Origin of the sequence: Amycolatopsis sp. NPDC057786 (assembly GCF_042797905.1) — a bacterium.
GTDB lineage: Bacteria > Actinomycetota > Actinomycetes > Mycobacteriales > Pseudonocardiaceae > Amycolatopsis.
Map to the genome: position 1 here is coordinate 70,391 of NZ_JBHVKW010000009.1, position 25,633 is coordinate 96,023.

Genomic DNA, 25,633 nt, shown 5'->3' on the forward strand with positions numbered 1-25,633 from the left:
GATGCGACCTTACGCACTTCGTGCGGCCGTACGGGTGAGCTTCAGGTGAACAGCATCTCTTGAACGCGTTCAAAATCTGGGCTACGGTTCTTCTTGAACACGTTCAAAAGGAGGTCCCCATGCAACCCGTCGTCGTGGCCTACGCGCTCTACCTGGCCATCACTGTCCCCCTGACCGTGCTGGTCGCCCGCACGCTGAGCAGACACGGCAAGACGTTCCTGGAAGACGTCTTCCAGGACGAACAAGCGCTGGCGCATTCGGTCAACCAACTGCTCGTCGTCGGGTTCTATCTGGTCAGCCTGGGTTTCGTGACCCTGTTCCTGACCAGCGACGACACCGTCCTCGACGCGCGCGACGTCTTCGAGATGCTGTCGGTCAAGGTCGGCACCGTGGCGCTCGTGCTCGGCGTGATGCACGTCGGGAACGTGCTGGTGTTCAACGGCATCCGGCGCAAGCACCTCAACCACGCCGCCGCGCGGCCCGCGCCGGTGCCACCGCCCTACCCCGGCTACCCGGCGCCCGCTCCACACCCCGCGCCCTGACCGGATACCGTGCAGTGGTGGCGAAGAGTGAGGAAACCAAGTCACTGATCGTGGCGACCGCGTTGCGGTTGTTCGCCGAGAACGGCTACGACCGCACGACCATGCGGGCCATCGCCGCCGAAGCGGGCGTGTCGGTCGGGAACGCCTACTACTACTTCGCCTCGAAAGACCAGCTGATCCAGGGTTTCTACGACGAGATCGCCAACGCGCACCTGACGAGCTCGCGCGAGTCGATCGAAGGTGAGCGGGACTTCAGCGCCCGGCTCAGGACCGTCCTGCTCACCTGGCTCGACGTCGCCGAGCCGTACCACCGCTTCGGCAAGCAGCTCTTCGTCAACGCCGCCGACCCGGACTCGCCGCTGAGCCCGTTCAGCGAGGAGTCCTCGCCTGCCAGGGACGCCTCCGTCGGCTTGATGCGCGACGTCATCGCCGACTCCGACGTCAAACTCGACCCGGACCTGCGCGACGACCTGCCCGATCTGCTGTGGCTGTACCAGATGGGCATCGTGCTGTTCTGGGTCCACGACCGGTCTGCCGGGCAGAAACGCAGCCGGATCCTGGTGGAACGGACGGTCCCGCTGATCGCGCGACTGGTGGGGCTCTCGCGGCTGCGGGTACTGCGGCCGGTGAGCCGGGAGATCGTTTCGCTGATCCGGGACCTCTCGAAACCGGACGACGTCTGAGGCCCCAGCGACCACGTCGCGAAAGCCACTTTCGCGACGTCTGATGTCCCGAAAGTGGCTTTCGCGACGCGCCCGGTGTCCCGGGCGAGCCGCATTCGGAGGACTAAACGCGGGGCTCCCGGACGGTCCGGAAGTACAGGAACCGCGGCTCGGTCCGCAGCTTCGCGTACCACCGCGGGTCCGATTCGGCGATCGCCTCGACCGGCATCGGCTCGACCAGCCTGTCGACGGCGAAACCGGCGTCCCGCACCGCGTCGAACGTCCAGCTGAGCGGCCGCCGGTAGAACCGGACCTTCTGCCCCGCCGGGAACTCGTCTTCCAGCAGTTCGAGCTGGAAGTAGTTCCGCTTGCCGAACCAGCGCCAGTCCTCGCCGGGGTGATGCACCGAGAACACGAGGAGCCCGCCCGGTTTGAGCACCCGCCGGAACTCCGCCAGCGCCGGCGCCCAGTCCTTCAGGTAATGCAGCACCAGCGACGCCGTGATGACGTCGATCGAGGCATCCTCCACAAAGGACATCGGCCGAGAGACGTCCGCAGTCTCGAAGCGAGCGACGCCCCCGAACTTCTCCCTGGCGATGGCGACCATTCCCTCGCTGGCGTCGACGCCGAGGACGTCCGCCCCCTTCGCGGCGAGCAGGGCGCTGAGGTGACCGGCCGCGCTGCCGACGTCCAGCACCCGTTTGCCCGCCAGGTCCCCGGCCAGCTCCACGATGGCGGGCCGGTCGTAGTGGGCGTTGGTGCTGCTGGTTTCGGCGTGTGCCGCGTAGAGCCGCGCGAAGCCGTCGTATTGGGCGGCGCGCGCCCGTTCGATGATCTCGTCGATCACCTCGGTCTTGGCGTCGGCGTACTGCTGGATGTACTTCCAGGTGCGCGACGCCAGTTCGCGTTTCCTGTCCTCGTAGAGCTTCCGTTCGTCCTCGTGCGCGATCAGGCGGTCGCGGAAGAGCCGGTAGCGCTCGGCCTGGCCGTTGTCCGGCGAATAGACGTGGAGGTTGATGTTGGTGTCCGGGCCTTTGAAGCAGCGGTGCTTCTCCCACTCAGGCTCGCGGATGACGAGCCGGTAGCCCTCGGCCTCCAGCTGCGGCACGTAGGCCTCTTCGTCGTCCGAATCGGCGACGATCAGCATGATGTCGATGATCGGTTTCGCGCAGAGACCCGGCACCGACGTGGAGCCCACGTGCTCAAGGACCAGCGCGCGCTCCCCCAGGATCCCCCTGATGCGCTTCGCTTCACGGTCGAACAGCTCAGGCCACGCCGGGTCGTATTCGGCCAGCGTGACGGTGGAATTCAGTACCGGAGCCTGATCGACCCAGGAGTTGTTGATGTCTTCTTCGGTGTAGTCGTCTCGATCGGGTTTGGGCATCGACCCCTTGTTCCTTCCTCAGCACTCCTCGCGAGCCTGCGCGCGACCGCGATCACGTCGCCAGGGCGCGAGTAGGAATTCAGACGTCCCGTCCCCCATCAAGAGCGCCCTGCCGCCGAGATAGCGGGGCCATTCGGCCAGGGGCGCGCGGTGGTCACCAGGTTGCCGCGACACCCCTCTCGAGGCAGTCGGCCAGATTATCGAACCCGGGCGATCTTGTCAGCCGATCGGGAGAGAAAGAATCCCGCCCGTCGCCTCGCGCAGCGCGTCCCGCATCTCCGCCCGCGGCGCCGGCTGCCCGGTGAAGTACTCGGACTGCCCGAAAGCCTGATGCAGCAACATGTCCAGACCGGTCGCGAGCCGCCCGCCCCGCTCCGCGACGGCTTCGGCGAGCGCGGTCGGCCAAGGGTGGTAGATGACGTCGAGGACGCAGCCGACCCGGGACAGCTCCGCCAGATGCGGCCGGACGGCGTCCGGGGGCACGGTGTTCACCAGTACCGCCGAATCCGCCGCGAGTTTCCCGAAGTCGGTGTCCGCCCAGCGGAGGACCTCGGCGCCGAGCCCGGCCCGCTGAGCCGCCTCGACCGTTTCCGTCGCCCGCGCGGGATCCCGCACGACGAGCCGCACCGTCCGCACGCCGAGCGACGCCAGCCCGACGACGGCCGCGGCCGCGGTCCCGCCCGCGCCGAGAACGACGGCGGCGTCGTCGGTGCCGGGCGTGTACTCCCCCGCGATCCGCAGCGCCTCGGTGACCCCGTCGACGTCGGTGCAGTCGGCGAGCCAACCGGTTTCCCGGCGTACCAACGTGTTCGCCGCGCCGACGGCCGCCGCGCGCGGCGTTACCTCGTCGGCGTACTCCAGCGCGGCCCGTTTCCCCGGCATGGTCACCGAGAGCCCGGTCCACTCCGGGCCGAGGCCGTCGACGAACGCGGGCAGCCCGGGGCCGTCCATCTCGACCCGCTCGTAGGTCCAGCCGTCCAGCCCCAGCGCGAGGAAGGCGGCGCCGTGCAGCACGGGCGAGAGCGAGTGTTCGACCGGTTTCCCGAGCACCGCGGCCTTGCGGCTAGATGACACCACGCCTCACCGCGTCGTCTCGGTTCTTCCGGTGGTCGTCGAAGTTCACCGCGAAGCAGGAAAGCCCGTTCTTCTCGCACTTGACGAAGAACAGCCACTCTCCCGCCGTCGGCTTCAGCGCGGCCTGGATCGCCTCCGCGCTCACGACCGCGATCGGTGTCGGAGTCAGGCCGACCGACTTGTAGGTGTTGTAGGCGCCCGCTTTTTCCCGTTCTTCGGGTTTGGTGAGCAGGGTCGGCCGGTCGAGGACGTAGTTGACCGTCGAGTCCATCTCGAGCCGCATCTTCTTGTCGATCCGGTTGTAGATGACCCGCGAGATCTTCCCGAAGTCGGCCTTCACCGCCTCGCGTTCGATGATCGACGCGATGACGAGCGTCTCGTAGGGGGTCTTGCCCTCCCCCTTCGACTGATCGCTCAGCCCGGCGTTCAGGATGCGCTCCGCCGAGGTTTTGACGACGAACGTCAGCAGCTCTTCGGCGCTCCAGCCGGGTTTGATGTTGTAGATGCCCGGGGCGATCAGCCCTTCGAGCCGCCGGTCCTTGTGCTCGGCGTTCGTGGCGGCCTCGACGGCCCAGGACGGGACGCCCAGCTTCGCCAGATCCGCGTTCTCGATCGTCTTGCGGAGTTCCTCGACCGGGATACAGGTGCTCTTGCCGTTCAGATCGGCGCAGGAAGCCTTGGACAGCAACGAATACACACCCGGGGTCACCTTGCCGTCAGGCTGGGTGATGTCGTGGAACTGGGTGTACGGCCGGATTTCGACCTGGCCGACCTTCGACGTGGGCGCGATCATCCTCTCGACCGCGCTGGCACCGGACATCTTCGTCTTCATGACGTAGTAGCCCTGCTGGAGCCGCGAGACGGCGGTGTTGTCCTCGCCCGCCTTCACGAACGCCTTGCCGCTGGCGACCACCCCGGCCGCCTGTAGCCGGTTGCCGATCGCCGACGTCGAGTCGCCCTTCTCCACCTGGACGAGGACGTCGCTCTCGCCGGTGCCTTCGTAGTCGTCGTACCCGAAGATCTCGGTGAAGCCGTAGTAGGCGCCGCCGGCGAGCAGGACGAGCACGGTCAGCGCGGCGATCCAGCCCAGCGCGCGCTTCTTCTTGCGCTTCTTGGGCGGCGGCCCCTGACGTTCCGGGCGCTCGTCCTCGATGCGTTCGGGCTCGGCCCGGTCTTCGTCGTCGAAGTCGTCGTAATCCTCGTAGTCGTCGTACTCGTCATAGTCGTCGTACGCGTCGTCGCCGAAGATCTCGTTGTATTCCTCTTCGCTGCCCTCGGGCGGCGAAGCGCCAGGACGCCGGGCGATCGGCGCTTCCTGGATCGCGGGAAGGATGTCGGTCGGCCGCTCGTCCGGGAGCGGTCCGTCGTCCTCGCGACGCCGTCGGCGGCCGGGGCGAGGTGCCTCGTCCTGGGCGTAGGCTGGCATGCCAATACCCCGGTCACCCGGCTGGGGGGACCGCCGCTGCGGCGCGGGGGGCGGTGGCGGGACCGCGGGTTCCGGGGCCCGCCTCGGCGGAACCGGACGCGGCGGCTCGTCGGCGGCGCGCCGGGCACGCGGCGGCGGCTCTTCGGGCGACCGGCGGGCACGCGGCGGTTCTTCCGCCGGACGCCGTACGGGTGGCTCGGGCGGCTCCTGCCGGACGTGCCGTCGTCCCGTCGGCTGGGGTTCGGGCCGTCGACGCGGCGGGACCGGTGGCGGGCCGGCCTCCTCAGGCTCCCGCAACCGTCGTCTACCGCCCTGACGGCGCTCGGGCCGGCCGTGGGGCTCGGTCATGTATCGCCCTTCCGTGCGCGATGTGCCGCTACCGCGTCGATCCACGCCTGCAGGATCTCGACCGCGGCCGCCTGGTCGACGACGGCACGTTGCTTACGTCCCTTCACCCCACGCTGCGACAGCATCCTGGATGCCGTCACCGTGGTCAACCGCTCGTCGGCAAGTCGCACCGGCACCGGCGCGATCCTGGCGGCGACCTTTTCGGCATAGTCCAGCGCCGCTTCGGCCGCCGGGCCATGACGGTCCTTGAGCGTCCTCGGCAAGCCGACGACGACTTCGACCACGTCGTGTTCCGTGACGAGTCCGACGAGCAGGTCGACGTCCTTGTCGCCCGCCGCGTCGCGAGTGAGGGTAACGAGAGGGCTCGCGAGGATGGGGTCGGGATCGCTCAACGCGACCCCGACCCGGACGGATCCGACATCCACGCCAAGCCGCCTGCCACGCCCCGGATCGGACTCTCCTGGTCGATCCGGGCGCCGCTGGAGGGCGTCGTCAGCCAACTTGGGCGACCGCCGCGCGCAGGGAGGCGATGGCCTGCTCGGCCCCGGCCGGGTTGGTGCCCCCGCCCTGTGCCATGTCCGGCTTGCCGCCGCCACGGCCGCCGATCGCCTCGGCGAACGACGGGACGAGCTTGCCCGCCGCGATGCCCTTCTCCTGCGCCGCCTTCGTGGTGGCGACGACGAAGGCGACCTTCTCGCCTTGCGGGGCGAACAGCGCGACGATGCCGGGACGATTGCCGAGCCTGCCGCGGATGTCCGAAGCCAGCGCGCGCAGACCGTTCGAGTCGACGCCCTCGCCCAGCTTCTCCGCGACGACCGCGACGCCGCCGATGTCCTCGGCCTTGTCCGCGAGCGAGCCCGCCGAGCCGAGCACCTGCTGGGTGCGCAGCTGCTCGATCTCCTTCTCGGCGTTCTTGAGCCGGGTGAGCACGTCGTCGATCCGCGACGGCAGCTGCTCCGACGGCACCTTGAAGGTGTTCGCGAGCTGCGAGACGAGCAGCTGCTCCTTGCGGACGTATTTGAGCGCGTCCGAGCCGACGAGCGCCTCGACGCGGTGCACACCGGAACCGATGGACGAGTCGCCCACCAGCTTCACCAGGCCGAGCTGGCCGATGCGGTCGACGTGGGTGCCACCGCAGAGTTCGCGGGAGTACTCGCCCATGTCGACGACGCGGACGTCGTTGCCGTACTTCTCGCCGAACAGCGCGACCGCGCCCAGTTCGAGGGCCTTGTCCTTCGTGGTGACGAAGGTGTTCACCTCGACGTTGGTCTGGAGGTAGTCGTTGACCTCCTCCTCGACCTCGGTCAGCACATCGGCCGACACGCCGCCGGAGGTGGTGAAGTCGAAGCGCATGCGGCCCGGCGAGTTCAGCGAACCGGCCTGCGCCGCGCGCTTGCCGTACGCGCCGCGCACGGCGGCGTGCACCAGATGCGTCGCGGAGTGCGACCGCTCGATCGAGAGACGGCGGTGCTGGTCGACCGAACCGGTCAGCGAGCTGCCGATGCCGACCTCGCCCTCGAGCACCTCGACGCGGTGCACGAACAGGCCCGGCACGATCTTCTGCACGTCGTGGACCTTGAGCTCGACGCCGTCGCCGAGCAGCACGCCGGTGTCGGCGACCTGGCCACCGCTCTCGGCGTAGAACGGCGTGCGGTCCAGGACCAGCTCCGCCTTCTTGCCCGCGCCGACACTGCGCACCGGGACGCCGTCCGCCAGGAGCGCGACGACCTTCGCCTCGGCCTGCAGGTCGGTGTAGCCGAGGAACTCGGTCTCGCCGTTCTGCTCCAGTACCTTGCGGTACTCGGACAGGTCGCCGTGGCCGGTCTTGCGCGACGCCGCGTCGGCCTTCGCGCGCTGCCGCTGCTCGTTCATGAGCGTGCGGAAGCCCTCTTCGTCGACCGTCAGGCCCTGTTCGGACGCCATCTCCAGCGTCAGGTCGATCGGGAAGCCGTAGGTGTCGTGCAGCTGGAACGCCTTGTCCCCGGCCAGCAGCGAGCCGCCGGCGCGCTTGGTCTCCTCGGCCGCGAGGTCGAAGATGCGCGAACCGCTGGTGAGCGTGGAGAGGAAGGCCTCCTCCTCGACGCGCACGACGTCCTCGATGCGGTCGAAACCGGAGACCAGCTCGGGGTACGTCGGGCCCATGGTGTCGCGGACGACCGCGGCGAAGGCGGGCAGCACCGGCTCGTGCACGCCGAGCAGGCGCGCGGAGCGGATGATGCGGCGAAGCAGACGGCGCAGCACGTAACCGCGGCCGTCGTTGCCGGGGGTGACGCCGTCGCCGATGAGCAGGACGCCGGTGCGGGCGTGGTCGGCGATGACGCGGAACCGGACGTCGTCGGTGTGGTCGGAGCCGTAGCGCCGGCCGGAGAACTCCTCGGCGCGGCCGATCACCGGGCGGACGAGGTCGGTCTCGTAGACGTTCTCGACCCCCTGCAGGATCGTCGCGACCCGCTCGACACCCATTCCGGTGTCGATGTTCTTCTTCGGCAGCTCACCGATCGGCTTGTGGCCGTGCTTCGGGCTCTTGTCACCCCGCACGTCCTGCATGAAGACGAGGTTCCAGATCTCGATGTAGCGGTCCTCGTCGGCGACCGGGCCGCCCTCGCGGCCGTAGTCCGGGCCGCGGTCGTAGTAGATCTCCGAGCACGGGCCACCGGGACCGGGTACGCCCATGTCCCAGTAGTTGTCCTTGCCGTCACGGGACTGGATGCGCTCGCCGGGCAGGCCGGTGAGCTTCTTCCACAGGCCCGCGGCCTCGGAGTCGTCCTCGTAGACGGTCGCCCAGATGCGGTTCGGGTCGAGGCCGTAGCCGCCTTCGCTCTGGGGCTTGGTGATCAGCTCCCAGGCCGCCTCGATGGCGCCTTCCTTGAAGTAGTCGCCGAAGGAGAAGTTGCCGGCCATCTGGAAGAACGTGTTGTGCCGCGTGGTCTTGCCGACCTCGTCGATGTCCGGCGTGCGGACGCATTTCTGGACGCTGGTCGCGCGCGGGTACGGCGGCGGGGCCTCGCCGAGGAAGTACGGCTTGAACTGGACCATGCCCGCGTTGACGAACAGCAGGTTCGGGTCGTCGAGGATCAGCGGCGCGCTCGGGACGCGCGTATGTCCCTTGTTCTCGAAATGGCTCAGAAAACGCTGGGTGATTTCGTGTGTTTCCACGGGATCGTCCTTGTATACGGGCTCGCGCGAAGGCGCTGGGAATGCGGACAGGCGGGAACGGCGAAGGGCTGGGCTTCCGGACGCGGCCGGATCAGCCCTCCGCCCGGCGAGCTCGCCGGACCGGGCGCCGCGACGACGCCGCGTGCCTGCCCTCGGTCACGGGGGCCGTGCTCAAGCCGGTCCGTTCGGACACCATGTCGTGCAGCTCCTGTTCCCGCTCGCTCATCCCGGCGCGGACCTCCGCGCCGAACGAACCGACGGCGCCCGCGAGTTCCCGCACGGCGTCGCCCAGGTTCGAGGCTAGCCCCGCCGGCGTGGCCTGGCGAGCGGTTTCCGTCGCTTTGCGTGACAGGGCGACGCCGGCGACCACACCGACGCCGAGCCAGAACAGGCGCTTCATTTGCGGCCCCGCTTCTTCGCCGGACGAGAGGCTTTCGCTTCCGCCTTCTTCCGGCGGGCCTTGATCGCCTTGCTGAGGCCGTAGGACAGCGCGGCCGTCTTCACCAGCGGTCCGCCGAGCGTCGCGGTGAACACCGAGGACAGCGCGGACACGTTGCCGGAGACGGCCTGCGCGTTGGCGGTGATGCCGTCGACCCGCTCCAGCTGGGTGTTGACATGCGTGATCGTCTCGTTCGCGCCGATCAGCAGCGGGTCGGTGTTCTCGTGCGCCTTGCGGATGGCGATCGTGGCCTCGTCCAGGGTCCGGCCGAGCTTGAACAGCACGATCGCCAGAAGCACGACGAGTACGACGAATGCTCCTGCGGCGATCAGCGCGGCGATCTGCCCTGCCGACACGGGCCCTCCTCAAGGGTCTGCGGTCTTTGGTGCCCGTGAGGTTACCGCCCCGCCAGCCGTTCGGCGGTGTCACCCCGCCGGACGGTCACTCAGCGCAGTGACCTCACGACGAACCGGCGAGAACCGGGCGTCAGCGCCCGCTCTTGGGCGGCGTGGTCTTCGCCTTGCTGGGCGGGTCGTCGGGCACGCGGCTGTTGCGGCGCTCGCTGCCCGGCGGTGGCGGGGTGGTGGTGAGGGCCCGTGTGTCCGGAGGGGCGGGCGAAGCCGTGGTCCGGGCCGGAGCGGGCCTGGCGCTCGTGGGCGACATTTCGCGAACCGGCTCGGGCGCTCCCAGCGTTTCCGGCGGCGAAGCCGTCCGAGGCCCGTCCGTCGTCGTGGGCGACGTCGCAGGGGGCGGCGCTGTCGTGGACGGCGGCGGCGCCGGCGACTGGGACGTCACGTCCGGCCCGAGCAGCGGCCAGGGGCCCAGCGCGGTGGGCAGGTCCGGCACGCCGGAGAACGCGACGAGGAGAAGGGCTCCGTAACAGGCGGCGGCGCCGGCACTGATCGCGATCCGGCGGACGACGCGGCGACGGGCACCGGGATCGCCGGGCACCGCCTTCGCGAGGTCTCCCCCACCGTCGTTTTCGTCGTGATGTTCAGGAATCACGGCCATCCAGGAATCGTACGGGCGGACCACTCCGGACGCCGTGTCACCATCCGGCTGCCGACTCCGAGTCGACCGGTTCGGTTCTTGTCACGTTCATGTTACTGGGTCAAGGTTCGGGCATGCCTGAACTGTCACGCCGTACGTTGCTGGGCGCCACCGGCGCCGCGGCCGCCGCCACTCTCCTCCCGCCTTCCGTGCACGCCGCCATGGCCGAACCCATGCGCCGGGGCGGGCTCGACGCCATCGAGCACGTGATCGTGCTGATGCAGGAGAACCGGTCGTTCGACCACTACTACGGCAGCCTGCGCGGTGTCCGGGGCTTCTCCGACACGCATCCGCTCGAACTGCCGTCGGGGACGTCGGTGTTCGAGCAGCCGAATCCGGCCGGTGGCACGGTGCTGCCGTTCTCGGTACGCGAGGCGGCCGAACTCGCCGGGCGGAAACCGGACGACATCCAGTACCTCGGCGACCTCGACCACAGCTGGAACGGCAGCGGCAAGGCGTGGGCGCGCGGCTGGAACAACGGCTGGATCGCGGCGAAGACGCCGGCCACCATGACCTACTACGAGCGCCGTGACATCGCGCTCCAATACGAACTCGCGGACACCTTCACCATCTGCGACGCGTACCACTGCTCGATCTTCGGCTCCACCAACCCGAACCGGAACTTCCTGTGGACCGGGACCACCGGGTTCGAGCCGGGCAGCACGACGAACCGCGCGGTGACCAACGCGGCGTACTCCTACGACCACAAGGGCTACGACTGGACGACGTACCCGGAGCGGCTCGAAGCCGCCGGGGTGCCGTGGCAGATCTACCAGGAGTGGGACAACTTCACCGACAACGCCGTCGAGTACTTCGTGCCGTTCAAGAAGGTCGGCACGAAGATCCTCGCCTCGGTCGAGGGGAAGTTCCGCACCACCGAAGAGTTCTACGACACCCTGCTCAAGAAGACCCCCGAAGAGCGCACCAAGCTGCTCGCGCAGTTCGACGCCGGGGTCGCGAAACTGACGCCCGCCGAGCGGAACCTGTTCCAGAAGGCCATGTACCGCAGCGAGCCGGAGACGCTGGTGACCCGGCTGAAGGCGGACATCCAGGCGCGGCGCCTGCCCGCGGTCAGCTGGCTGGTGCCGTCCGCGAAGGACTCCGAGCACCCTGGCGCGTCCACTCCGGTCGGCAGCGCGAACCTGATCTACCGCGTGCTCGACGCGCTGGCGTCCGACCGCGAAACGTGGTCGAAAACGGTGCTGCTGATCAACTTCGACGAGAACGACGGCTACTTCGACCATGTCCCGCCGCCGATGCCGCCAGGGAACGCGGCCAACGACGCGGACCATTTCAACGGCCAGCCGCTCGGCTTCGGCCCGCGTGTGCCGATGACGGTCGTCTCGCCGTGGTCGATCGGCGGCAACGTCGACTCGACCGTGTACGACCACACCTCGGTGCTGCGGTTCCTCGAACGCTGGACCGGGATCGCGGAGCCCAACATCAGCAAGTGGCGGCGGACCGTCGCGGGCGATCTCACCGGCGCCTTCGACTTCTCGCGGGCCGGGCGTCAGCCGCGCGTGAACCGGCCAGGCCCGGTGCCCGCGCCGATCAGCCGCTGGCGGCCGTCCGCCCCGGCGGAGCAGAGCCTGCCCGTGGCCGAGCCCGGCAACCGGCCGTCCCGTCCGCTGCCGTACCAGGTGTCGGTGTCCGGCGCGGTGGACAAGTCGGGGAATCTGGCGCTTTCGCTGGCCAACAGTGGCTCGTCGTCGGCACATTTCGCGCTGTACCCGTACAAGGGCGAATTCCCCGAGCCCGCGCACCGCGACGTCCACGGCGAGACACCGGAACCAGTCCGGCTGGCCGGTGACGACTATCGCGTCGTCGTCCAGGGGCCGAACCGGTCGTGGTGGGAATTTCGCGGAAACCGTCGCGGGGCCGCCGCGGGTGTCGATGTCCGGACGCGGTTCCTCACGTGGCGCTCGGGTGTCGAGTTCAAGCTGTCCAACTCGGGCACTTCGGCGCTGACGCTGCGGCTGTCGTCTTCGCGGTTCACGCGCGTCGTGCGGGTCGGGGCCGGGCGTTCGGTCACGGTGGACTGGCCGGTTTCGGGCGGCTGGTACGACGTGAAGGTCACCGCGGACGGGGATCCGTCGTTCCTGCGGACACTGACCGCGCGGGTGGAGAACGGGCGGTCCGGCGTCTCCTGCTGAGCGTTCCGTGAAGGCCTCCTTGAGGGACTCTGGGTCCTCAAGGAGGCCTTCACGGACTTGCGCTTGATCACTGCCGTCGCCGCCAGTACGCGAAGCAGACTGCCGCCAGCAGCGGTCCCCAGAGCAGGAGCGGGGCGTAGGTGACTTCGAAGAAGGCGAGTTGCCAGCCGTGCAGTGACTTCGTGGGGTAGTCGTCGGGAAGAGGATCGCCTTGGAGGGTGATCCCGGCCATCTCGGTGGCGACGGCGGCGGTCCACAGGACGGTCAGGAACGTGGCGCCGAGTGCGGCAGGCACGACGGCGGCGAGAGGCGGCACTTTGCGGCCGCCCACCAGCGGAATCCAGCGCGGAAACACCTCTCCCCACTCGGCGATCAGCCCGATGGCGGTGAAGGCGATCAGCTCGGAGACGACGGACAACGCGAGGACGTACACCGGCCCCGGCAACCACGACGGGAGCTGGCCGGAACCGTGCGGGCCGTCGCCGCCGATGTCGAAGACGACGGTCATGATCCGCCACAGGCCGGAGGGGAGCACGACGAAGGGGATGGCGTAGGCGGCGACCTTGGCCCACCTGGGGACCCCGGGCACCGGGGCGTGCGTTCTGGTCCACGCGGCGCGCAGGCGCCCGGTCGCGGTGGCTTGGTGGACGGTCATACGGGCTCCTCGGGTTCCGCTCGCTTGATCGGTTTCAACGATCACAGCCGCCCCGGTCCGCTGCGTCCCCCTCCGGATGGAAGCGGGTCCACTCCATGGGGGACCGCGCCTTATTCGGTTGCGTGTGGACCTTCGGTATTCCTAGCGTCCCTTATGGCCGTCACCCTGCAGGCGCTCACTTTCGCCGCGCGCGACCCGCGTCGTCTCGCCCGTTTCTGGACGGGCCTCCTCGGCCGGGACATCGACGGCGGCATCGGTTTCCAGCTTCGCTTCCTGCCTACGGAAGAACCGAAGATCCGCCAGAACCAGATGCATTTCGACCTGACGAGCGAGTCCGTCGATGACCAGAAGCGGACGGTCGCCAGGGCGCTCGAACTCGGCGGCGGCCACATCGACGTCGGCCAGCGCCCCGAGGAGAAGCACGTGGTGCTCGCCGACCCCGAGGGCAACGAGTTCTGCGTCATCGAGCCGGGCAACGACTTCCTCGCCGACTGCGGTTTCGTCGGTGCCGTCGCGTGCGACGGTTCGCAAGAGGTCGGCTACTTCTGGAGCGAGGCACTCGGCCGGCCGCTGGTCTGGGACCAGGATCAGGAAACGGCGATCCGCACACCGCACGGCGGCCCGAAGATCACCTGGGGCGGTCCGCCGTTCACCCCGAAGACCGGGCCGAACCGGCTGCGTTTCGTCCTGTCCGGCTCCCTGCCGGAAGTCGAGCGGCTCGTCGCGCTCGGCGCGTCACGCCTCGGCGCGGGGGACGGACAGGTGGAGATGGCGGATCCCGATGGGAACGAGTTTTCCTTCGTGGTACGGGAAACGGCGGCATAACACGCACGGGATGTGGCCGGGAGTATGGCCACCGCCGACGAAGCCGGACCTGACGAACCACAGGTACGCTCCGCCGTACGGCACCGGATGGAAATTGGTCTACACCTATTGACGCGCGGCAGGTCAGCGGCTCAAGCTGCTGGGACCGAGGGCCATCTTCCACTGTCGGAGGTTCGGCGTGCCAAGGAGAACCAGGAAACCACTCCCCCTGCTGGCGTCGCTCATCACGCTGGCCGGACTCATGATCGTCGTCATCACCCCGTCCCCGTCGAACGCGGCAGGCCATGAGGACTGCCGTCCCGACGGGTTGTACTCAACACCGGGCGTCGACACCCCCTACTGCACCGTCTACGACACCGCGGGCCGCGAATCCCTGGGAGAAGGGCATTCCCGCCGCGTGATCGGCTACTTCACCAGCTGGCGCACCGGGAAGAACGGCGCACCGGCCTATCTGGTCAACAACATCCCGTGGTCGAAGGTCACTCACCTCAACTACGCGTTCGCGCATGTGGACGCGCAGAACAAGGTGTCGGTCGGCGCGCCGAGCGCGACCAACGAGTCCATCGGCATGGAATGGCCGGGCGTTCCCGGCGCCGAGATGGACCCGTCGTTGCCCTACAAGGGACATTTCAACCTGCTGACCAAGTACAAGAAACAGCACCCGAACGTGAAGTCGCTGATCTCGATCGGCGGCTGGGCCGAGACCGGCGGCTTCCTGAACCCCGACGGCACCCGCAACGCCTCCGGCGGGTTCTACAAGATGACGCAGACCCAGGCGGGTATCGACGTCTTCGCGGATTCCGTCGTGCAATTCCTGCGCACCTACGGTTTCAACGGTGCGGACATCGACTACGAGTACGCGACGTCGGCGAACTACGCCGGCAACCCGGACGACTACTGGATCGCGCAGGCCAACCGCGGCACCCTCTGGGCGGGCTACGAGAACCTGATGCGCACGCTGCGCGAAAAGCTCGACCGCGCGGGCGCCGCCGACGGCAAGCACTACCTGCTGACCGCCGCCGTGCCCGCTTCCGGCTGGCTGCTGCGCGGCCAGGAGGTCTACGGCGTCACGCGCTATCTCGACTACGCCAACATGATGAGCTACGACCTGCACGGCGCGTGGAACCAGTTCGTCGGGCCGAACGCCGCGCTCTACGACTCCGGCAACGACGCGGAACTCGCGCACTGGCAGGTGTACACGACACCGCAGTACGACGGGCAGGGCTATCTCAACACCGACTGGGCCTATCACTACTTCCGCGGTGCGATGCAGGCCGGCCGGATCAACATCGGCGTCGGGTTCTACACCCGCGGCTGGCAAGGCGTGTCCGGCGGGACGAACGGGTTGTGGGGCAAGGCGCCGCTGCCGGACCAGAAACAGTGTCCACCGGGCACCGGATCCCACGTCGGTTCGACGGTGCCGTGCGGCAACGGCGCGATCGGCATCGACAACCTCTGGCACGACCTCGGCCTGGCGGGCGGCGAGGTCCCCGCGGGCGCGAACCCGATGTGGCACGCGAAGAACCTCGAAAACGAGATCACCCCGGACTACCTGGAGGCGTACGGGCTGACGCCGAAGACCGACCCGGCGGACCGGATCTCCGGCTCCTACAACAGGTATTACGACAACACGATGGTGACGCCGTGGCTGTGGAACAACGACAAGAAGGTGTTCCTGTCCACTGAGGACGAAGCCTCGCTCGCCACGAAGGCCAAATACGTGGCCGACAAGGGCATCGGTGGCATCATGATCTGGGAACTGGCGGGCGACTACGCCTTCGACGAGGCCAAGGGCCAGTACTTCATGGGCGACACGCTGATCACGAAGATCAACGACGGTCTGCGCGGCGCCGCCCCGTACGGCAACGCCAAGTCGCCGCGTCCCGCGCCGTCTTCGGTGCTGAACGCGAACGTCAACCTGACCGGATTCGCACTGGGCGACGCGAACTATCCCATCACCCCGCGGATGCGCATCACCAACAATTCGACCACCACCATCCCCGGTGGGACGAAGATCGAGTTCGACTACGGCACCAGCGCGCCCGGCAGCATGTCCGACCAGTCCGGCTTCGGGCTGACGGTCACGAGCAAGGGCCACAGCGGACCCAACGTCGGCGGGATGAAGGGAGACTTCCAGCACGTCGCGGTGACCGTGCCGACCTGGCAGAACATCGCACCTGGCGCCACCGTCGAGATCCGGCTGAACTACTACATGCCGATCGCTTCGCCGTCGAACTTCACGTTCACCTTCGGCGGGACGACGTACGCGATCGCGTCGGATCACCCGCGTGGCGGCGGTGCCCCGCCGACGACGACCACCACGACCACCGGTACGACGACCACCACGACCAGTCCGACGACGACGCGGACGACCACCACCCCGACGACGACCACCACGGTGCCGTCCGACGCCTGGAAGCCGAACACCGACTACGCCACCGGTGCTCGCGTGACCCACAACGGCGCGGCCTACGTGTGCCGCCAGGGCCACCGGTCCCTGCCCGGCTGGGAACCGCCGAACGTGCCTGCCCTCTGGGCCCCCGCCTGACCGAGCCCGGCAGCGCGCTATGAAAGGTCCTTTCCTTGCGAATTTTGCAAGGAAAGGACCTTTCATAGCGTCCGGAGCGTCATGAACGGGTCAGGTGGACTCAGTGGCACTCGGCGTCGCGAAAGCCCGAAGCCTCAGTAACGCCCGGCCGTCAACTCGTCGTACCCCGGGAAGTCCCCGGCCAGCGTCGCGCCGGTGAAGTTGCCGACCCACCCGCCATCGTCGTGGAAGAACCGGATGGACACGTAGTCGGGCCGCGTCCCCATGTCGAACCAGTGCGTGGTGTTCGCGGGCACGCTCAGCAGATCCCCCGCCTCGCACAGCACCGCGTACACCTTGCCCCCGACGTGCAGGTAGAACACGCCGGCCCCGCGCGCGAAGAAGCGGTCTTCGTCATCGTCGTGAGTGTGCTCGGCGAGGAACTTCTGCCGGGCTTCGGCGGCCTCGGCGGCCCAGCCCGGCTCGTCCGACGGAGTCATGCGCACGGCGTCCACGAACGTGTAGCCCTCAGCCGCCGAGACCTTGGCGATCGGCTCCTCGTAAGCGGCCAGCACCTGCTCGGGCGTCACCTCGCGCGGCAGATCCGGGACGAGGTCCCACCGTTCGAAGCGGACGCCGAGCCGCCCCAGTTCCCCGGTGATCACGGCCGGATCCTCGGTCCTGAGCGCGATCTCGCCGGGCCGGTCGTCCGGCCACACGGTCAGCAGGGTCATCGCACTCCCCTTTCTCCACCGACAAGTCTTGTCTCTACCCGGAACCGGAGCAACCACTCCAAACATTCCAGGCGATGACGCGCGTGGCGCAGGTCATCCCCCCAGACGTAGATCCCGTGCCGCGCGACGATCACCGCCGGCGTGTCCGCCCGGAACCCCGCCTCGAACGTGTCACCGAGCACGCGCATGTCCTGGCCGTTGGCGATCACCGGGATGGTCACCAGGTCGTCGTGCGCGGCGCGGCCGAAACCCTTGAGCATCTCCAGGTCACGCAGTTCGACACCGTCCGGCCAGTGCTCGGCGGCCACCACCGGCGCGAGGGCGTGCACGTGGATCACCGCTCCCGCACCCGACACCGCCGCGATGCGGGCGTGCAGCCCGGCCTCGGCCGACGGCACCTTCTCCGGATGCGGCTGGTCGGCGACGGCCACCCCGTCCTCCCCGACCACCACCACGTCGTCGCTGGTCAGCTCGCCTTTGTCCCGGCCGCTGACGGTGACGGCGACCCGCAGCGGATCGCGCCCGAGCACCACCGAGAGGTTGCCGGACGTTCCCCGCATCCAGCCCAGCCCGGCGATCCGGGCGGATTCTTCGGCCAGCGCGCGTCCGGCGAGTTCCAGAACACTCATCGAGGGACGACCTTCACCTCGTCGAATGTCCGGATCGTCCGGTGCGTCCCGAAATCGGCGTCGCCGAACGGTTCACCCTCGCGGGCGAGGCCGACGGTCTGCCAGCCGTCGGCGGCGGCCCCGTCGAGTTCGGCGGGGACGTCGGAGAAGAACACGATGTCGCCCGGCTCGGCTTCCAGCGCGGAGGCGATCGCCCGGTATGACGGCGCCTCGCGTTTCGGCCCGGCGTTGACGGTGTCGAAATGCTTCTCGAACAGGCCGGTGACGTCGCCGTCGGTGGTCCGCGAGAACGACGCGATCTGCCCCGCGACCGAACCGGACGAGAACACCGCGAGCCGCAGCCCCGACTCGTGCCACGACCGCAGCGCCGGGGCGACGTCGCCGAAGAACTCCGTCGTCAGGTCGCCCTCGGCGTACCCGCGCTGCCAGATGAGCCCCTGCAACGTCTTCAGCGGCGCGATCTTCTGGTCGGCGTCCATCCAGCCGTGCAGCACCCGCACGACGTCCACTGTGGACGCGTCCGCCGGGAGCCCGCCGAGTTCCTTGATCTCGGCGACGGCACCGGCGACCACGGGGTCGTCCGGGTGGTCGTCGATCCACGGGCCCAGCCGCGGGCGCGCGTAGTCGTAGAGGGTCACGTGCACGTAGCTGGTGGCGGTCAGCGTGCCCTCGATGTCGAGGACCACCCATCGGGCGGTCAGCGTTGCGGTCACTGGTTCGCTTCCCCTTCTGCGTAGTACTCGCGGAGCCGTCCGGGCTCGAAGGCCCCGCGGTCGGTCACCACCGCCGTCACGAAACGCGGTGGTGTCACGTCGAAGGCCGGATAGTGCCCACGGACGCGTTCGCTCGCGACGCGGTGGCCGAGCGCGCTCAGCACCTCGTCGCCGTCGCGGTATTCGATCGGCACGTCGGCGCCGGTCGGTACCGCCTGGTCGGGTGCTTGGACCATCGCGTAGAACGGCACGCCGAACGCCTCCGCCGCCACCGCGAGCCCCAGCGTGCCGATCTTGTTGACGACGTGGCCGTCCATGGTGACCCGGTCGGCCGCGGTCACCAGCGCGCCGACCTCTCCCGAGGACAGCACCGCGGCGCCCATCCCGTCGGTGATCAGCCGGGTCTCGGCGCCCATCTCGGCGAGCGTCTCGGCGGTCAGCCGCGCGCCCTGCAGGTACGGCCGGGTTTCCGTGCACAGGAAGGAGAACTCCTTGCCCTGCCGCCGCGCGGCGAGCACGAATTCGACCAGGTACAGGTCCGCCCAGCAATGCGTCAGCACGGTCGCCCTGTCCGGGACCAGCGCGGCCGCGTGCTCACCGAGCGCGCGGCTGCGCGACCGATACAACTCGTCACCCGCCCGTGCCCCGGCCGTCGCCGCTTCGACGAGGTCGCCCGCCGACTTGTCCACTTCGGACAGTACGGCGGCCACGGCCTTGCGCAGATGGTTGTTGGTCTTGCGGGTCGCGACGATCCGCTCCCCCGCCCGCTCCAGATACGCACGGGCGTCGGCGAGACCGCTCGCCTCCCGGGCGGCGAGCACCATCGCGCCCAACGCGGCGAAGTACGGCCCGGAAGACTGCGTGACCATCTCTTCGATGGCCACCGCGACTTCTTCCGAAGTCCGGCACAGCACCCATTCCCGCTCGAACGGGAAGATCCGGCGGTCGAGGATGTGCACGCCTTCGTCGTCGAGGCGGACGCTTTCGGCGAGGATCGGCAGCGTCATCAGCTGTACCCCGAAAGGCACGGCGGAATCCCGTTGAGGAAGTGGTCGCCGACCTCGCGCGCCTTGTACGTCACGGGGTCGTGCAAGGTCAGCGTGCGGGCGTTGCGCCAGAAGCGGTCGAACCCGTACTTCGTCGCGGTGGCCCGCGCGCCGGTGAACTCGAAGACCTTGCTCGTGGTTTCGACCGCGGCCCGGCTCGCGACGATCTTCGCCGACGAGATCGCGATCGCCGCTTCGGCGCGTTCGGCGGCGGTCAGCTTGAACCCGCGCTCGTCGGCCTCGCCGAGGGCGGCGACCGCGGCGTCGACGGCGAATCCGGCCGCCCGTGCCGTCGCGACCAGCTCGCCGTAGCCGGCCAGGATGTACGGGTCCTGCGCCGCTTTGTCCACATCGGACAGTGTCCATGGTCGCGCGGTCTCCCGCGTGTAGACGGCCGCGGCGTCGAGTGCGCCCGACGCGAGGCCGACGTACACCTGCGCGAGCATGAGCTGGAAACCGATCGCCGCCAGGGAGACACGGGGCGACTTCGGATCCGACTGGTCTTCCGGCTGGGCGCCGAGCACGTCGTCGTCGGCGACGCGGACGCCCTCGAACCGCACCGCACCGCTCGCGGTGAGCCGCTGACCGATGTTGTCCCATTCACCGGGGAAGGTGATCCCGTCGGCCCGCGCGTCGACGACGAAGGTCAGCTTCTCACCGTTGTCGGTCCTGGTCGCGCTGACCACCAGGCGATCGGCGACGGCCGCGCCGGTGGCGAAGGTCTTGGTGCCCTCGACGGTGAATCCGCCGTCGACCGGGGTCAGGAGCAGCGCGGCGTCGAGAGGGTTGCTGACGCCCGCCCAGAACCAGCCCGGTTCGCTCGCCGCGCGCGGCCCGAACAGGCCGGTGCGCCAAAGCTGCAGGTAGTGGTATCCGAGCAGATGGCCGACCGACGCGTCGGCGGCGGAGACGATCCGAGTGGCTTCGTTCGCTGCCGCCCAGCCGGCGGTGTCGAGCAAAGGCAACAGGCCGGACTCCCGCAGGAGGCCCACTTCCTGGACCGGGAGACGCCCGGCGAGGTCCCGCTCGGCCGCGTCCGCCGCCAGGGTGCCCGCCAGCTCGAGAGCCGCTTTTCTCCACACTTCGGTCATTCCGCCCCTTCCACGTCGATGAGAGCGTCGAGGGCCACGCGGGTCGCCCTCGCCACCCCCTCGGCCACGACGTCGCGATGCGGGTCGTAGGCCGACGGGTCGGGGTGCTCGGGCCGCGCGTCGCCGTCGATCACGAGCACACCACCGGCCCGCAGGCCGCGCAATGCCGCGAACACCAGCAACGTGGAGAGTTCCATCTCAATGGCGATCACCCGCGCGGCCAGGTACTCGGCCATCGGGAGGGTGAGCACCAGCGGGCTGAACGCGGCCCGCGTCCACACCACGCCCCGGTGCGCTTCCGGTGCCGCGCGACTCAGCGCCACGACGATCTCCGGGGTGGCGAACGCCGGGTACTCCGGGTGGATCAGCTGCTGGGTGACGCCGTCGTCGCGGACCGCGGCCTCGGCGATGACGAGATCGCCGTCGACGATCCCCTCGGCCAGCGAACCGGCTGTGCCGAGCCGCAGGAACGTGCGGACGCCCGCCTCGGCCAGCTCGCCGAACTGGCACAACGCGCCGGGGCCGCCGACACCGTGCGACGACACGACGACCGGGACGCCCTTCCAGGTTCCGGTGTAGCTGCGATACTCGCGGTTCTGGCCGACCAGGACGGCGTTCTCCAGCGATCCGGCCACCGCTGTCGCGCGGTCCGGGTCGCCCACGACCAGCGCACGCGGCGGCAGTCCGTGCCGGGGAATCTTGGTGATGGGCAGGACGTCGCTCACGCGGGCTGTCCCTTCTTGCGCTTGAAGTTGGACAGGAACAGCGCCACGAGCGTGACGACATAGGGAGCCGCGTCGGTGGCCTGCTGTGGCAACCCGATTCCCTGGAGCCGGAAGCCGAACGCCTCGGCGAGACCGAACAGGAGTGCCGCGAGCAGCACGCCGAGCGGATGCGCGCGGCCCAGCATGACCGCTACGACGGCGATCCAGCCGCGGCCCGCGGTCATGTTCTCGGCGAAGAGCGTCACCGAGCCCAGTGCCAGCTGCGCGCCGCCGAGACCACACAGCGCTCCCCCTGCGAGGATCACCCCGTAGCGGTATTTGGTCACGTTGACACCGAGACTGGACGCCGCTTCCGGACGCTCGCCCACACCGCGCAGCCGCAGCCCCCACGGATGCCGGTACAGCAGCACCGCGAGCGCGGGTACGGCCAGCCAGGACAGGTAGACCAGCAACGATTGCCCGGGGATCGGCCCGAACTGGCCCAGCCCTTGCAACGACGGATCGCTGAACGAGCCTTCGGTGCCGAAGACGGTGCGGATCAGGAAGCTCGTCAGGCCGACCGCGAGCAGGTTGCTCGCGACGCCCAGGACGATCGGATCACCGTCGAAGGTGATCGAACCGATCGCGAGGATCAGCGAGTACGCCGTCGCCGCGATCACCGCCACGACGACACCGATCCACGCGCTCCCGGTGTACCAGCTCCCGGCGACGGCGCCGAAGCAGCCGACCAGCAGCGAGCCTTCGAGCGAGATGTTGAAGACCCCGGCCCGCTGGCACAGCGCGCCCGCGAGCGCGGCGAACAGGATCGGCGTCAACGCGGTGAGCGCCGAGGAGAACAGGCTCGCGTCGATCATGCCCGCCTCGCCTTCCGCTTGAAGACGCCCGAAGTCGCCGCCAGGAAGATGATGAGCACCGCTTGCAGGACGGCGGTCAGTTCGCGCGGGACCTGGGTGGCGCGTTCCATCGCGAACCCGCCGCTGGTCAGCGCCGCGAAGAAGACCGCCGCGAGCAGCGTCCCGAGCGGGCTGGCCCCGGCGAGCAGCGCCGCGAGCAGGCCGATCCAGGTGTACTGCGGCGTGATCAGCGCGCCGTCGATGAACCGGTACGGGAAACCGAGGACGGCGATCGCGCCGACCAGCCCGGCCGTCCCGCCCGAGGCGGCCAGCAGCCGCAGGGTGAGTTTCGGCCGGTCGATCCCGGCATAGGCCGCGAACCGCGGCGCCCAACCGGTCACCTTCGTCTCGAAACCGGCGGGAGTGCGGGCGTCGATCACCGTGTAGACCGCGATCACCGCCACCACCAGGAAGATCCCGGTCGTCACGCCGTCGATCTCGGGCAGCCGCGCGCCTTCGGTCAGTTGCGGGCTCTGCGGCAGGCTGGAGCCGGCGTCCTTCATCGGGAAACGCACCAGATACCCGGCGAGCGACATCGCCGGATAGCTCAGCAGCAGTGTGCTGATCAGCAACGGGACACCGAGCCGGTTCTCGCAGACCGCGGCCAGCGCGGCGTACGCGGCCCCGGCGAGGACACCCGCGAGCAGCGCGAGGATCACCTTGACCGGCCCGGGGCCGGGGACGTACAGGCCGACGGCGAGCGCGCTGACCGCGCCGAGCACGAGCTGTCCCTCACCGCCGAGGTTCACCATGCCCGCGCGCAGCGGGATCGCCAACGCGGTCGCCATCCCCGCGACGGGGACGGCGTAGGCGAGGGTGTCGCCGATGCCGTCGGGCCCGAAAGCGCCCGAGACGATCGCGCCGTACGCGGCCAGCGGGTCGGTTCCGGTGGCCAGCAACAGGATCGCGCCGAGCACGAGCGCGGCGGCGACCGGGACGGCGATGAGGCGGACGCGGGTCATCCGGCACCTCCGGCCATCGCGAGGCCGATCGTGTGCTGATCGGCCTCGTCCTTGGTGAACTCCCCGACGATCCGGCCCTCGAACAGCACCAGCACGCGGTCCGACAACGCGAGGATCTCGCTGAGTTCGGCGGAGATCAGCAGGACGGCGTGCCCGGCGTCGCGATGGGCGACGAGCCGGGCGTGGATGTTCTCGATCGCGCCGACGTCGACGCCGCGGGTGGGCTGCTCGACCAGCAGGAACGGCGCGTCGTGGGTGAGCTCACGGCCGAAGATCGCTTTCTGCTGGTTCCCGCCGGACAGCGTGCCCATCGCGGCGGCGGGGCCGGACGCGCGGACGTCGTAGTCCGCGATGATCGCCGACGCGTGCTCGTCGATCGCCTTGCGACGCAGGAATCCCTTGCGCGCCAACGGTCGCTTGCGGTGGAAGCCGACGGCGAGGTTCTCCCGCAGGCTCGCTGTGGGCGCGGAGCCGACCTCGGCGCGGTCTTCCGGGACGTGGGCGAGCCCGGCGTCCCTCCGTGCGCGGACCGACAGGCCGTCGAGCCTCTGTCCATTGAGGACAATGCTACCGCCGGTCTTCAGGAGACCGGTGATGGCGGCGGAGAGCTCCGCCTGCCCGTTGCCCGCGACCCCGGCGACGCCGACGATCTCCCCGGCGCGCACGGTCAGAGACACGTTGTCCAACAACGGTTTTCCTTCCGTACCGGGAACTGTCAGGGAACGGGCTTCGAGGACGGCGCCGCCAGGCGTCCCGGCCGGGTGGACACGGTCGAGGTCGACCTCGCGGCCGGTCATCGCCGCGGCGAGCCCGGCGGCCGTCTGGTCCGCGGTGCGCCCGCGCGCGCTGACGCGGCCGTCCCGCAGCACCGTGACGTGGTCGCTGACGGCGAGGACCTCCTGGAGTTTGTGCGACACCAGCAGGATGGTGCGGCCTTCGGCGGCGAGGGCGCGCAGCACGCCGAACAGCCGCTCGGTCTCGGGCGGGGTCAGTACGGCGGTGGGTTCGTCGAGGATCAGGACACCGGCCTCGCGGTACAGCAGTTTGAGGATCTCGACGCGCTGACGGAGCCCGACCGGCAGGTCACGGACGCGGTCGCCGGGCCGCAGCCGCAGTTCGTGCCGTTCGATCAGTTCGGTGACGCGCGCCGTCGCCGCCTTGCGGTCCAGCAGGCCGCGGCGGGTCGGTTCGCTGCCGAACACGACGTTCTCGGTGACGGTGAGTTCCCCGAACAGCGCGAACCCCTGCTGCACCATGCCGACACCGGCGTCGATGGCCTGCGCGGGCGAGCCGAAAGAGACTTCCTCGCCGTGCAGGGAGATCGTGCCCTCGTCGGGCCGGTGCAGACCGTAGAGCACGGACATGAGCGTCGATTTGCCCGCGCCGTTCTCGCCCATCAGGGCGTGGATCTCGCCGCTGCCGACGTCGAGGTCCACGTGGTCGTTCGCGAGCACTCCGGGGAACCGCTTGACGATCCCCCGGAGCGAGACGGCGTCAGGACTTGGCGGGGTCATCGACGACGATCGCGCCCGAGACGATCTGGTCCCGCAGTTCGCCTACCTTGGCCAGCACGTCGGGGTGGCTCGCGACGACGCACTGCGAGGTCGCGGCGTCCGGCTCCAGCCCGGTCAGGGAAATACCCTTCTCCTTGACGCCGTACGACTTCGTCTCGCCGGTCTTGCCGCCGAGGATCGCGTCGACCCCGTCGCCGACGACGACGTTGGTGCGTTTGATGACGTTGTCCACGACCTGTCCGGGGCTCGCCGGGCACTGGTTGGCGTCGACGCCGAACGCGAAGAACCCGCCCTGTTTGGCCGCCTCGAACACACCGAGGTTGCCCGCCGCGGAGGCCGCGCCCATGACGTGGTCGACGCCCTGGGCGGCGAGTGTGCCTGCCAGCGCCTTCGCACGAGCCGGGTCGTTGAACGGGTTCGCGCCGCCGATGAACAGCGGGGCCAGCGTGGTGCCGGGTTTGGCCTTCTCCGCACCCTGCCCGAACGGGATCGAGTACCGGCGGAACTGGGGCGTGTCGAGTACGACGACCGCGCCGACCTTGCCGCTCTTGCTCAGCAGCCCGGCCTCGGCACCGGCGAGGTAGCTGCCCTCGTGCTCACGGAACACCGCGCAGGTGACGTTCGGGAACGGTTTGGTCGTGCAGGAGTCCACGAAGAGGAACTTCTGCTCGGGATTGCGCTCGGCCTCAGCCGCGATCGCGTCGGCGAAGTTGAAGCCGACGGCGACGATCACGGCGGGCTTCTCGCGCACCGCGGCCGCGAGATTCTGCTGGATCGACGCCGGATCGGTGCTCTGGTAGACCTTCTGCGTCCCGTTGTGCTTCTTGGCCGAGTCCTCGATGCCCTGGACGGCGAGCTTCAGGAAGTCGTTGACCCCGACCGGGCTCGGCGTGATCAGGACCAGCGCGGGCCCCGCGGCGTTCTGGGCGGCCGGGTCCTTGGCCGAGGCGTTGCACGCGGCGAGGAGCGTGACGGCGGAAACGGCCATGACGGCCCGCAGGAAGGTTCTCGGCGACATGTCCCGGACCTTATGTCTCCGGTCCACGATATGACACCGAGTCCCACCATGCGGACCTGTGTAGGTC

At 69.3% G+C, this 25,633-nt stretch carries 24 protein-coding genes; 5 read left to right on the plus strand and 19 right to left on the minus strand.

Annotation, left to right across the window (positions count from 1 at the left end):
- Positions 1 to 119: 119 nt before the first annotated feature.
- Both ACFVM3_RS08825 and ACFVM3_RS08830 read left to right on the plus strand, forming a co-directional pair.
- Positions 120 to 542 (plus strand): hypothetical protein, encoded by a 423-nt coding sequence (locus tag ACFVM3_RS08825; RefSeq protein WP_378436956.1) that lies wholly within the window; start codon positions 120 to 122, stop codon positions 540 to 542.
- A 17-nt stretch (positions 543 to 559) separates the two neighbouring features.
- Positions 560 to 1,225, plus strand: coding sequence for a TetR family transcriptional regulator (locus ACFVM3_RS08830; RefSeq protein WP_378436957.1), 666 nt, complete (start codon positions 560 to 562; stop codon positions 1,223 to 1,225).
- Between the two features lie 103 nt (positions 1,226 to 1,328).
- Here ACFVM3_RS08830 and ACFVM3_RS08835 read toward each other — a convergent pair whose 3' ends face one another.
- The 8 genes from ACFVM3_RS08835 to ACFVM3_RS08870 form a co-directional block, all read right to left on the minus strand.
- The gene (locus ACFVM3_RS08835) at positions 1,329 to 2,588 is read right to left on the minus strand and encodes a GrpB family protein (protein ID WP_378436959.1); all 1,260 of its coding nucleotides are present in this window, start codon (positions 2,586 to 2,588) and stop codon (positions 1,329 to 1,331) included.
- Positions 2,589 to 2,807: 219 nt separating this feature from the next.
- The gene (locus tag ACFVM3_RS08840) at positions 2,808 to 3,665 is read right to left on the minus strand and encodes a shikimate dehydrogenase (RefSeq protein WP_378436961.1); all 858 of its coding nucleotides are present in this window, start codon (positions 3,663 to 3,665) and stop codon (positions 2,808 to 2,810) included.
- Positions 3,652 to 5,088 (minus strand): endolytic transglycosylase MltG, encoded by a 1,437-nt coding sequence (mltG, locus tag ACFVM3_RS08845; protein WP_378436963.1) that lies wholly within the window; start codon positions 5,086 to 5,088, stop codon positions 3,652 to 3,654. The genes ACFVM3_RS08840 and mltG overlap by 14 nt, the downstream gene beginning before the upstream one ends.
- 344 nt (positions 5,089 to 5,432) lie before the next feature.
- Complete coding sequence (gene ruvX, locus ACFVM3_RS08850; RefSeq protein ID WP_378436964.1) at positions 5,433 to 5,936, minus strand: Holliday junction resolvase RuvX; 504 nt, start codon at positions 5,934 to 5,936, stop codon at positions 5,433 to 5,435.
- A complete protein-coding gene (gene alaS, locus ACFVM3_RS08855) occupies positions 5,929 to 8,592 on the minus strand; it encodes an alanine--tRNA ligase (RefSeq protein ID WP_378436966.1) in 2,664 nt (887 codons plus the stop codon). The genes ruvX and alaS overlap by 8 nt, the downstream gene beginning before the upstream one ends.
- 91 nt (positions 8,593 to 8,683) lie before the next feature.
- The gene (locus ACFVM3_RS08860) at positions 8,684 to 8,992 is read right to left on the minus strand and encodes a hypothetical protein (RefSeq protein ID WP_016333063.1); all 309 of its coding nucleotides are present in this window, start codon (positions 8,990 to 8,992) and stop codon (positions 8,684 to 8,686) included.
- The gene (locus ACFVM3_RS08865; RefSeq protein WP_007031187.1) at positions 8,989 to 9,387 is read right to left on the minus strand and encodes a DUF948 domain-containing protein; all 399 of its coding nucleotides are present in this window, start codon (positions 9,385 to 9,387) and stop codon (positions 8,989 to 8,991) included. The genes ACFVM3_RS08860 and ACFVM3_RS08865 overlap by 4 nt, the downstream gene beginning before the upstream one ends.
- A gap of 130 nt (positions 9,388 to 9,517) precedes the next feature.
- Positions 9,518 to 10,042, minus strand: a complete 525-nt coding sequence (locus ACFVM3_RS08870; protein WP_378436968.1) for a hypothetical protein — start codon at positions 10,040 to 10,042, stop codon at positions 9,518 to 9,520.
- A 113-nt stretch (positions 10,043 to 10,155) separates the two neighbouring features.
- Between ACFVM3_RS08870 and ACFVM3_RS08875 the strand changes: the two genes are divergently transcribed.
- Positions 10,156 to 12,234: a phosphocholine-specific phospholipase C gene (locus ACFVM3_RS08875; RefSeq protein ID WP_378436970.1), complete on the plus strand. Its 2,079-nt coding sequence runs from the start codon at positions 10,156 to 10,158 to the stop codon at positions 12,232 to 12,234.
- Between the two features lie 67 nt (positions 12,235 to 12,301).
- Here ACFVM3_RS08875 and ACFVM3_RS08880 read toward each other — a convergent pair whose 3' ends face one another.
- A complete protein-coding gene (locus ACFVM3_RS08880) occupies positions 12,302 to 12,889 on the minus strand; it encodes a hypothetical protein (protein ID WP_378436972.1) in 588 nt (195 codons plus the stop codon).
- A 153-nt stretch (positions 12,890 to 13,042) separates the two neighbouring features.
- Here ACFVM3_RS08880 and ACFVM3_RS08885 point away from each other — a divergent pair, with 153 nt between their 5' ends.
- Complete coding sequence (locus ACFVM3_RS08885; protein ID WP_378436974.1) at positions 13,043 to 13,714, plus strand: VOC family protein; 672 nt, start codon at positions 13,043 to 13,045, stop codon at positions 13,712 to 13,714.
- A 178-nt stretch (positions 13,715 to 13,892) separates the two neighbouring features.
- A complete protein-coding gene (locus tag ACFVM3_RS08890; RefSeq protein ID WP_378436976.1) occupies positions 13,893 to 16,262 on the plus strand; it encodes a chitinase C-terminal domain-containing protein in 2,370 nt (789 codons plus the stop codon).
- 134 nt (positions 16,263 to 16,396) lie between these two features.
- Here the strand turns inward: ACFVM3_RS08890 and ACFVM3_RS08895 are convergent, their stop codons facing one another.
- From ACFVM3_RS08895 to ACFVM3_RS08940, 10 genes are read right to left on the minus strand one after another with little or no spacing between them, the layout of a single operon-like run.
- A complete protein-coding gene (locus ACFVM3_RS08895; protein WP_378436978.1) occupies positions 16,397 to 16,975 on the minus strand; it encodes an acireductone dioxygenase in 579 nt (192 codons plus the stop codon).
- A complete protein-coding gene (mtnB, locus tag ACFVM3_RS08900) occupies positions 16,972 to 17,604 on the minus strand; it encodes a methylthioribulose 1-phosphate dehydratase (RefSeq protein WP_378436979.1) in 633 nt (210 codons plus the stop codon). The genes ACFVM3_RS08895 and mtnB overlap by 4 nt, the downstream gene beginning before the upstream one ends.
- Positions 17,601 to 18,317 carry an acireductone synthase gene (gene mtnC, locus ACFVM3_RS08905; RefSeq protein ID WP_378436981.1) on the minus strand — a complete coding sequence of 239 codons (717 nt, stop codon included), beginning with the start codon at positions 18,315 to 18,317 and terminating at the stop codon, positions 17,601 to 17,603. The genes mtnB and mtnC overlap by 4 nt, the downstream gene beginning before the upstream one ends.
- Complete coding sequence (locus tag ACFVM3_RS08910; protein WP_378436983.1) at positions 18,314 to 19,324, minus strand: s-methyl-5-thioribose-1-phosphate isomerase; 1,011 nt, start codon at positions 19,322 to 19,324, stop codon at positions 18,314 to 18,316. The genes mtnC and ACFVM3_RS08910 overlap by 4 nt, the downstream gene beginning before the upstream one ends.
- Positions 19,324 to 20,454, minus strand: a complete 1,131-nt coding sequence (locus ACFVM3_RS08915; RefSeq protein ID WP_378436985.1) for an acyl-CoA dehydrogenase family protein — start codon at positions 20,452 to 20,454, stop codon at positions 19,324 to 19,326. Before ACFVM3_RS08915 ends, ACFVM3_RS08910 begins: the two co-directional genes overlap by 1 nt.
- The gene (locus ACFVM3_RS08920) at positions 20,451 to 21,179 is read right to left on the minus strand and encodes a nucleoside phosphorylase (protein WP_378436986.1); all 729 of its coding nucleotides are present in this window, start codon (positions 21,177 to 21,179) and stop codon (positions 20,451 to 20,453) included. Before ACFVM3_RS08920 ends, ACFVM3_RS08915 begins: the two co-directional genes overlap by 4 nt.
- On the minus strand, positions 21,176 to 22,033 hold the full coding sequence (locus tag ACFVM3_RS08925) for an ABC transporter permease (RefSeq protein ID WP_378436989.1): 858 nt from the start codon (positions 22,031 to 22,033) through the stop codon (positions 21,176 to 21,178). The genes ACFVM3_RS08920 and ACFVM3_RS08925 overlap by 4 nt, the downstream gene beginning before the upstream one ends.
- Positions 22,030 to 23,034 carry an ABC transporter permease gene (locus ACFVM3_RS08930; RefSeq protein WP_378436991.1) on the minus strand — a complete coding sequence of 335 codons (1,005 nt, stop codon included), beginning with the start codon at positions 23,032 to 23,034 and terminating at the stop codon, positions 22,030 to 22,032. The genes ACFVM3_RS08925 and ACFVM3_RS08930 overlap by 4 nt, the downstream gene beginning before the upstream one ends.
- Positions 23,031 to 24,548 carry an ABC transporter ATP-binding protein gene (locus tag ACFVM3_RS08935; RefSeq protein ID WP_378436993.1) on the minus strand — a complete coding sequence of 506 codons (1,518 nt, stop codon included), beginning with the start codon at positions 24,546 to 24,548 and terminating at the stop codon, positions 23,031 to 23,033. Before ACFVM3_RS08935 ends, ACFVM3_RS08930 begins: the two co-directional genes overlap by 4 nt.
- Entirely contained in the window at positions 24,529 to 25,566 is a 1,038-nt protein-coding gene (locus ACFVM3_RS08940) for a BMP family ABC transporter substrate-binding protein (RefSeq protein ID WP_378436994.1), read from the minus strand. Before ACFVM3_RS08940 ends, ACFVM3_RS08935 begins: the two co-directional genes overlap by 20 nt.
- Positions 25,567 to 25,633: the final 67 nt, after the last annotated feature.

What these genes read in the sequence shown, in the direction of transcription:
- ACFVM3_RS08825 (WP_378436956.1), top strand. Translation starts at nt 120, where the DNA reads ATGCAACCCGTCGTCGTGGCCTACGCGCTCTACCTGGCCATCACTGTC.
- ACFVM3_RS08835 (WP_378436959.1), bottom strand. Translation starts at nt 2,588, where the DNA reads ATGCCCAAACCCGATCGAGACGACTACACCGAAGAAGACATCAACAAC.
- mltG (WP_378436963.1), bottom strand. Translation starts at nt 5,088, where the DNA reads ATGCCAGCCTACGCCCAGGACGAGGCACCTCGCCCCGGCCGCCGACGG.
- ACFVM3_RS08860 (WP_016333063.1), bottom strand. Translation starts at nt 8,992, where the DNA reads ATGAAGCGCCTGTTCTGGCTCGGCGTCGGTGTGGTCGCCGGCGTCGCC.
- ACFVM3_RS08870 (WP_378436968.1), bottom strand. Translation starts at nt 10,042, where the DNA reads ATGGCCGTGATTCCTGAACATCACGACGAAAACGACGGTGGGGGAGAC.
- ACFVM3_RS08875 (WP_378436970.1), top strand. Translation starts at nt 10,156, where the DNA reads ATGCCTGAACTGTCACGCCGTACGTTGCTGGGCGCCACCGGCGCCGCG.
- ACFVM3_RS08880 (WP_378436972.1), bottom strand. Translation starts at nt 12,889, where the DNA reads ATGACCGTCCACCAAGCCACCGCGACCGGGCGCCTGCGCGCCGCGTGG.
- ACFVM3_RS08885 (WP_378436974.1), top strand. Translation starts at nt 13,043, where the DNA reads ATGGCCGTCACCCTGCAGGCGCTCACTTTCGCCGCGCGCGACCCGCGT.
- ACFVM3_RS08895 (WP_378436978.1), bottom strand. Translation starts at nt 16,975, where the DNA reads ATGACCCTGCTGACCGTGTGGCCGGACGACCGGCCCGGCGAGATCGCG.
- mtnB (WP_378436979.1), bottom strand. Translation starts at nt 17,604, where the DNA reads ATGAGTGTTCTGGAACTCGCCGGACGCGCGCTGGCCGAAGAATCCGCC.
- ACFVM3_RS08910 (WP_378436983.1), bottom strand. Translation starts at nt 19,324, where the DNA reads ATGACGCTGCCGATCCTCGCCGAAAGCGTCCGCCTCGACGACGAAGGC.
- ACFVM3_RS08915 (WP_378436985.1), bottom strand. Translation starts at nt 20,454, where the DNA reads ATGACCGAAGTGTGGAGAAAAGCGGCTCTCGAGCTGGCGGGCACCCTG.
- ACFVM3_RS08925 (WP_378436989.1), bottom strand. Translation starts at nt 22,033, where the DNA reads ATGATCGACGCGAGCCTGTTCTCCTCGGCGCTCACCGCGTTGACGCCG.
- ACFVM3_RS08930 (WP_378436991.1), bottom strand. Translation starts at nt 23,034, where the DNA reads ATGACCCGCGTCCGCCTCATCGCCGTCCCGGTCGCCGCCGCGCTCGTG.
- ACFVM3_RS08935 (WP_378436993.1), bottom strand. Translation starts at nt 24,548, where the DNA reads ATGACCCCGCCAAGTCCTGACGCCGTCTCGCTCCGGGGGATCGTCAAG.
- ACFVM3_RS08940 (WP_378436994.1), bottom strand. Translation starts at nt 25,566, where the DNA reads ATGTCGCCGAGAACCTTCCTGCGGGCCGTCATGGCCGTTTCCGCCGTC.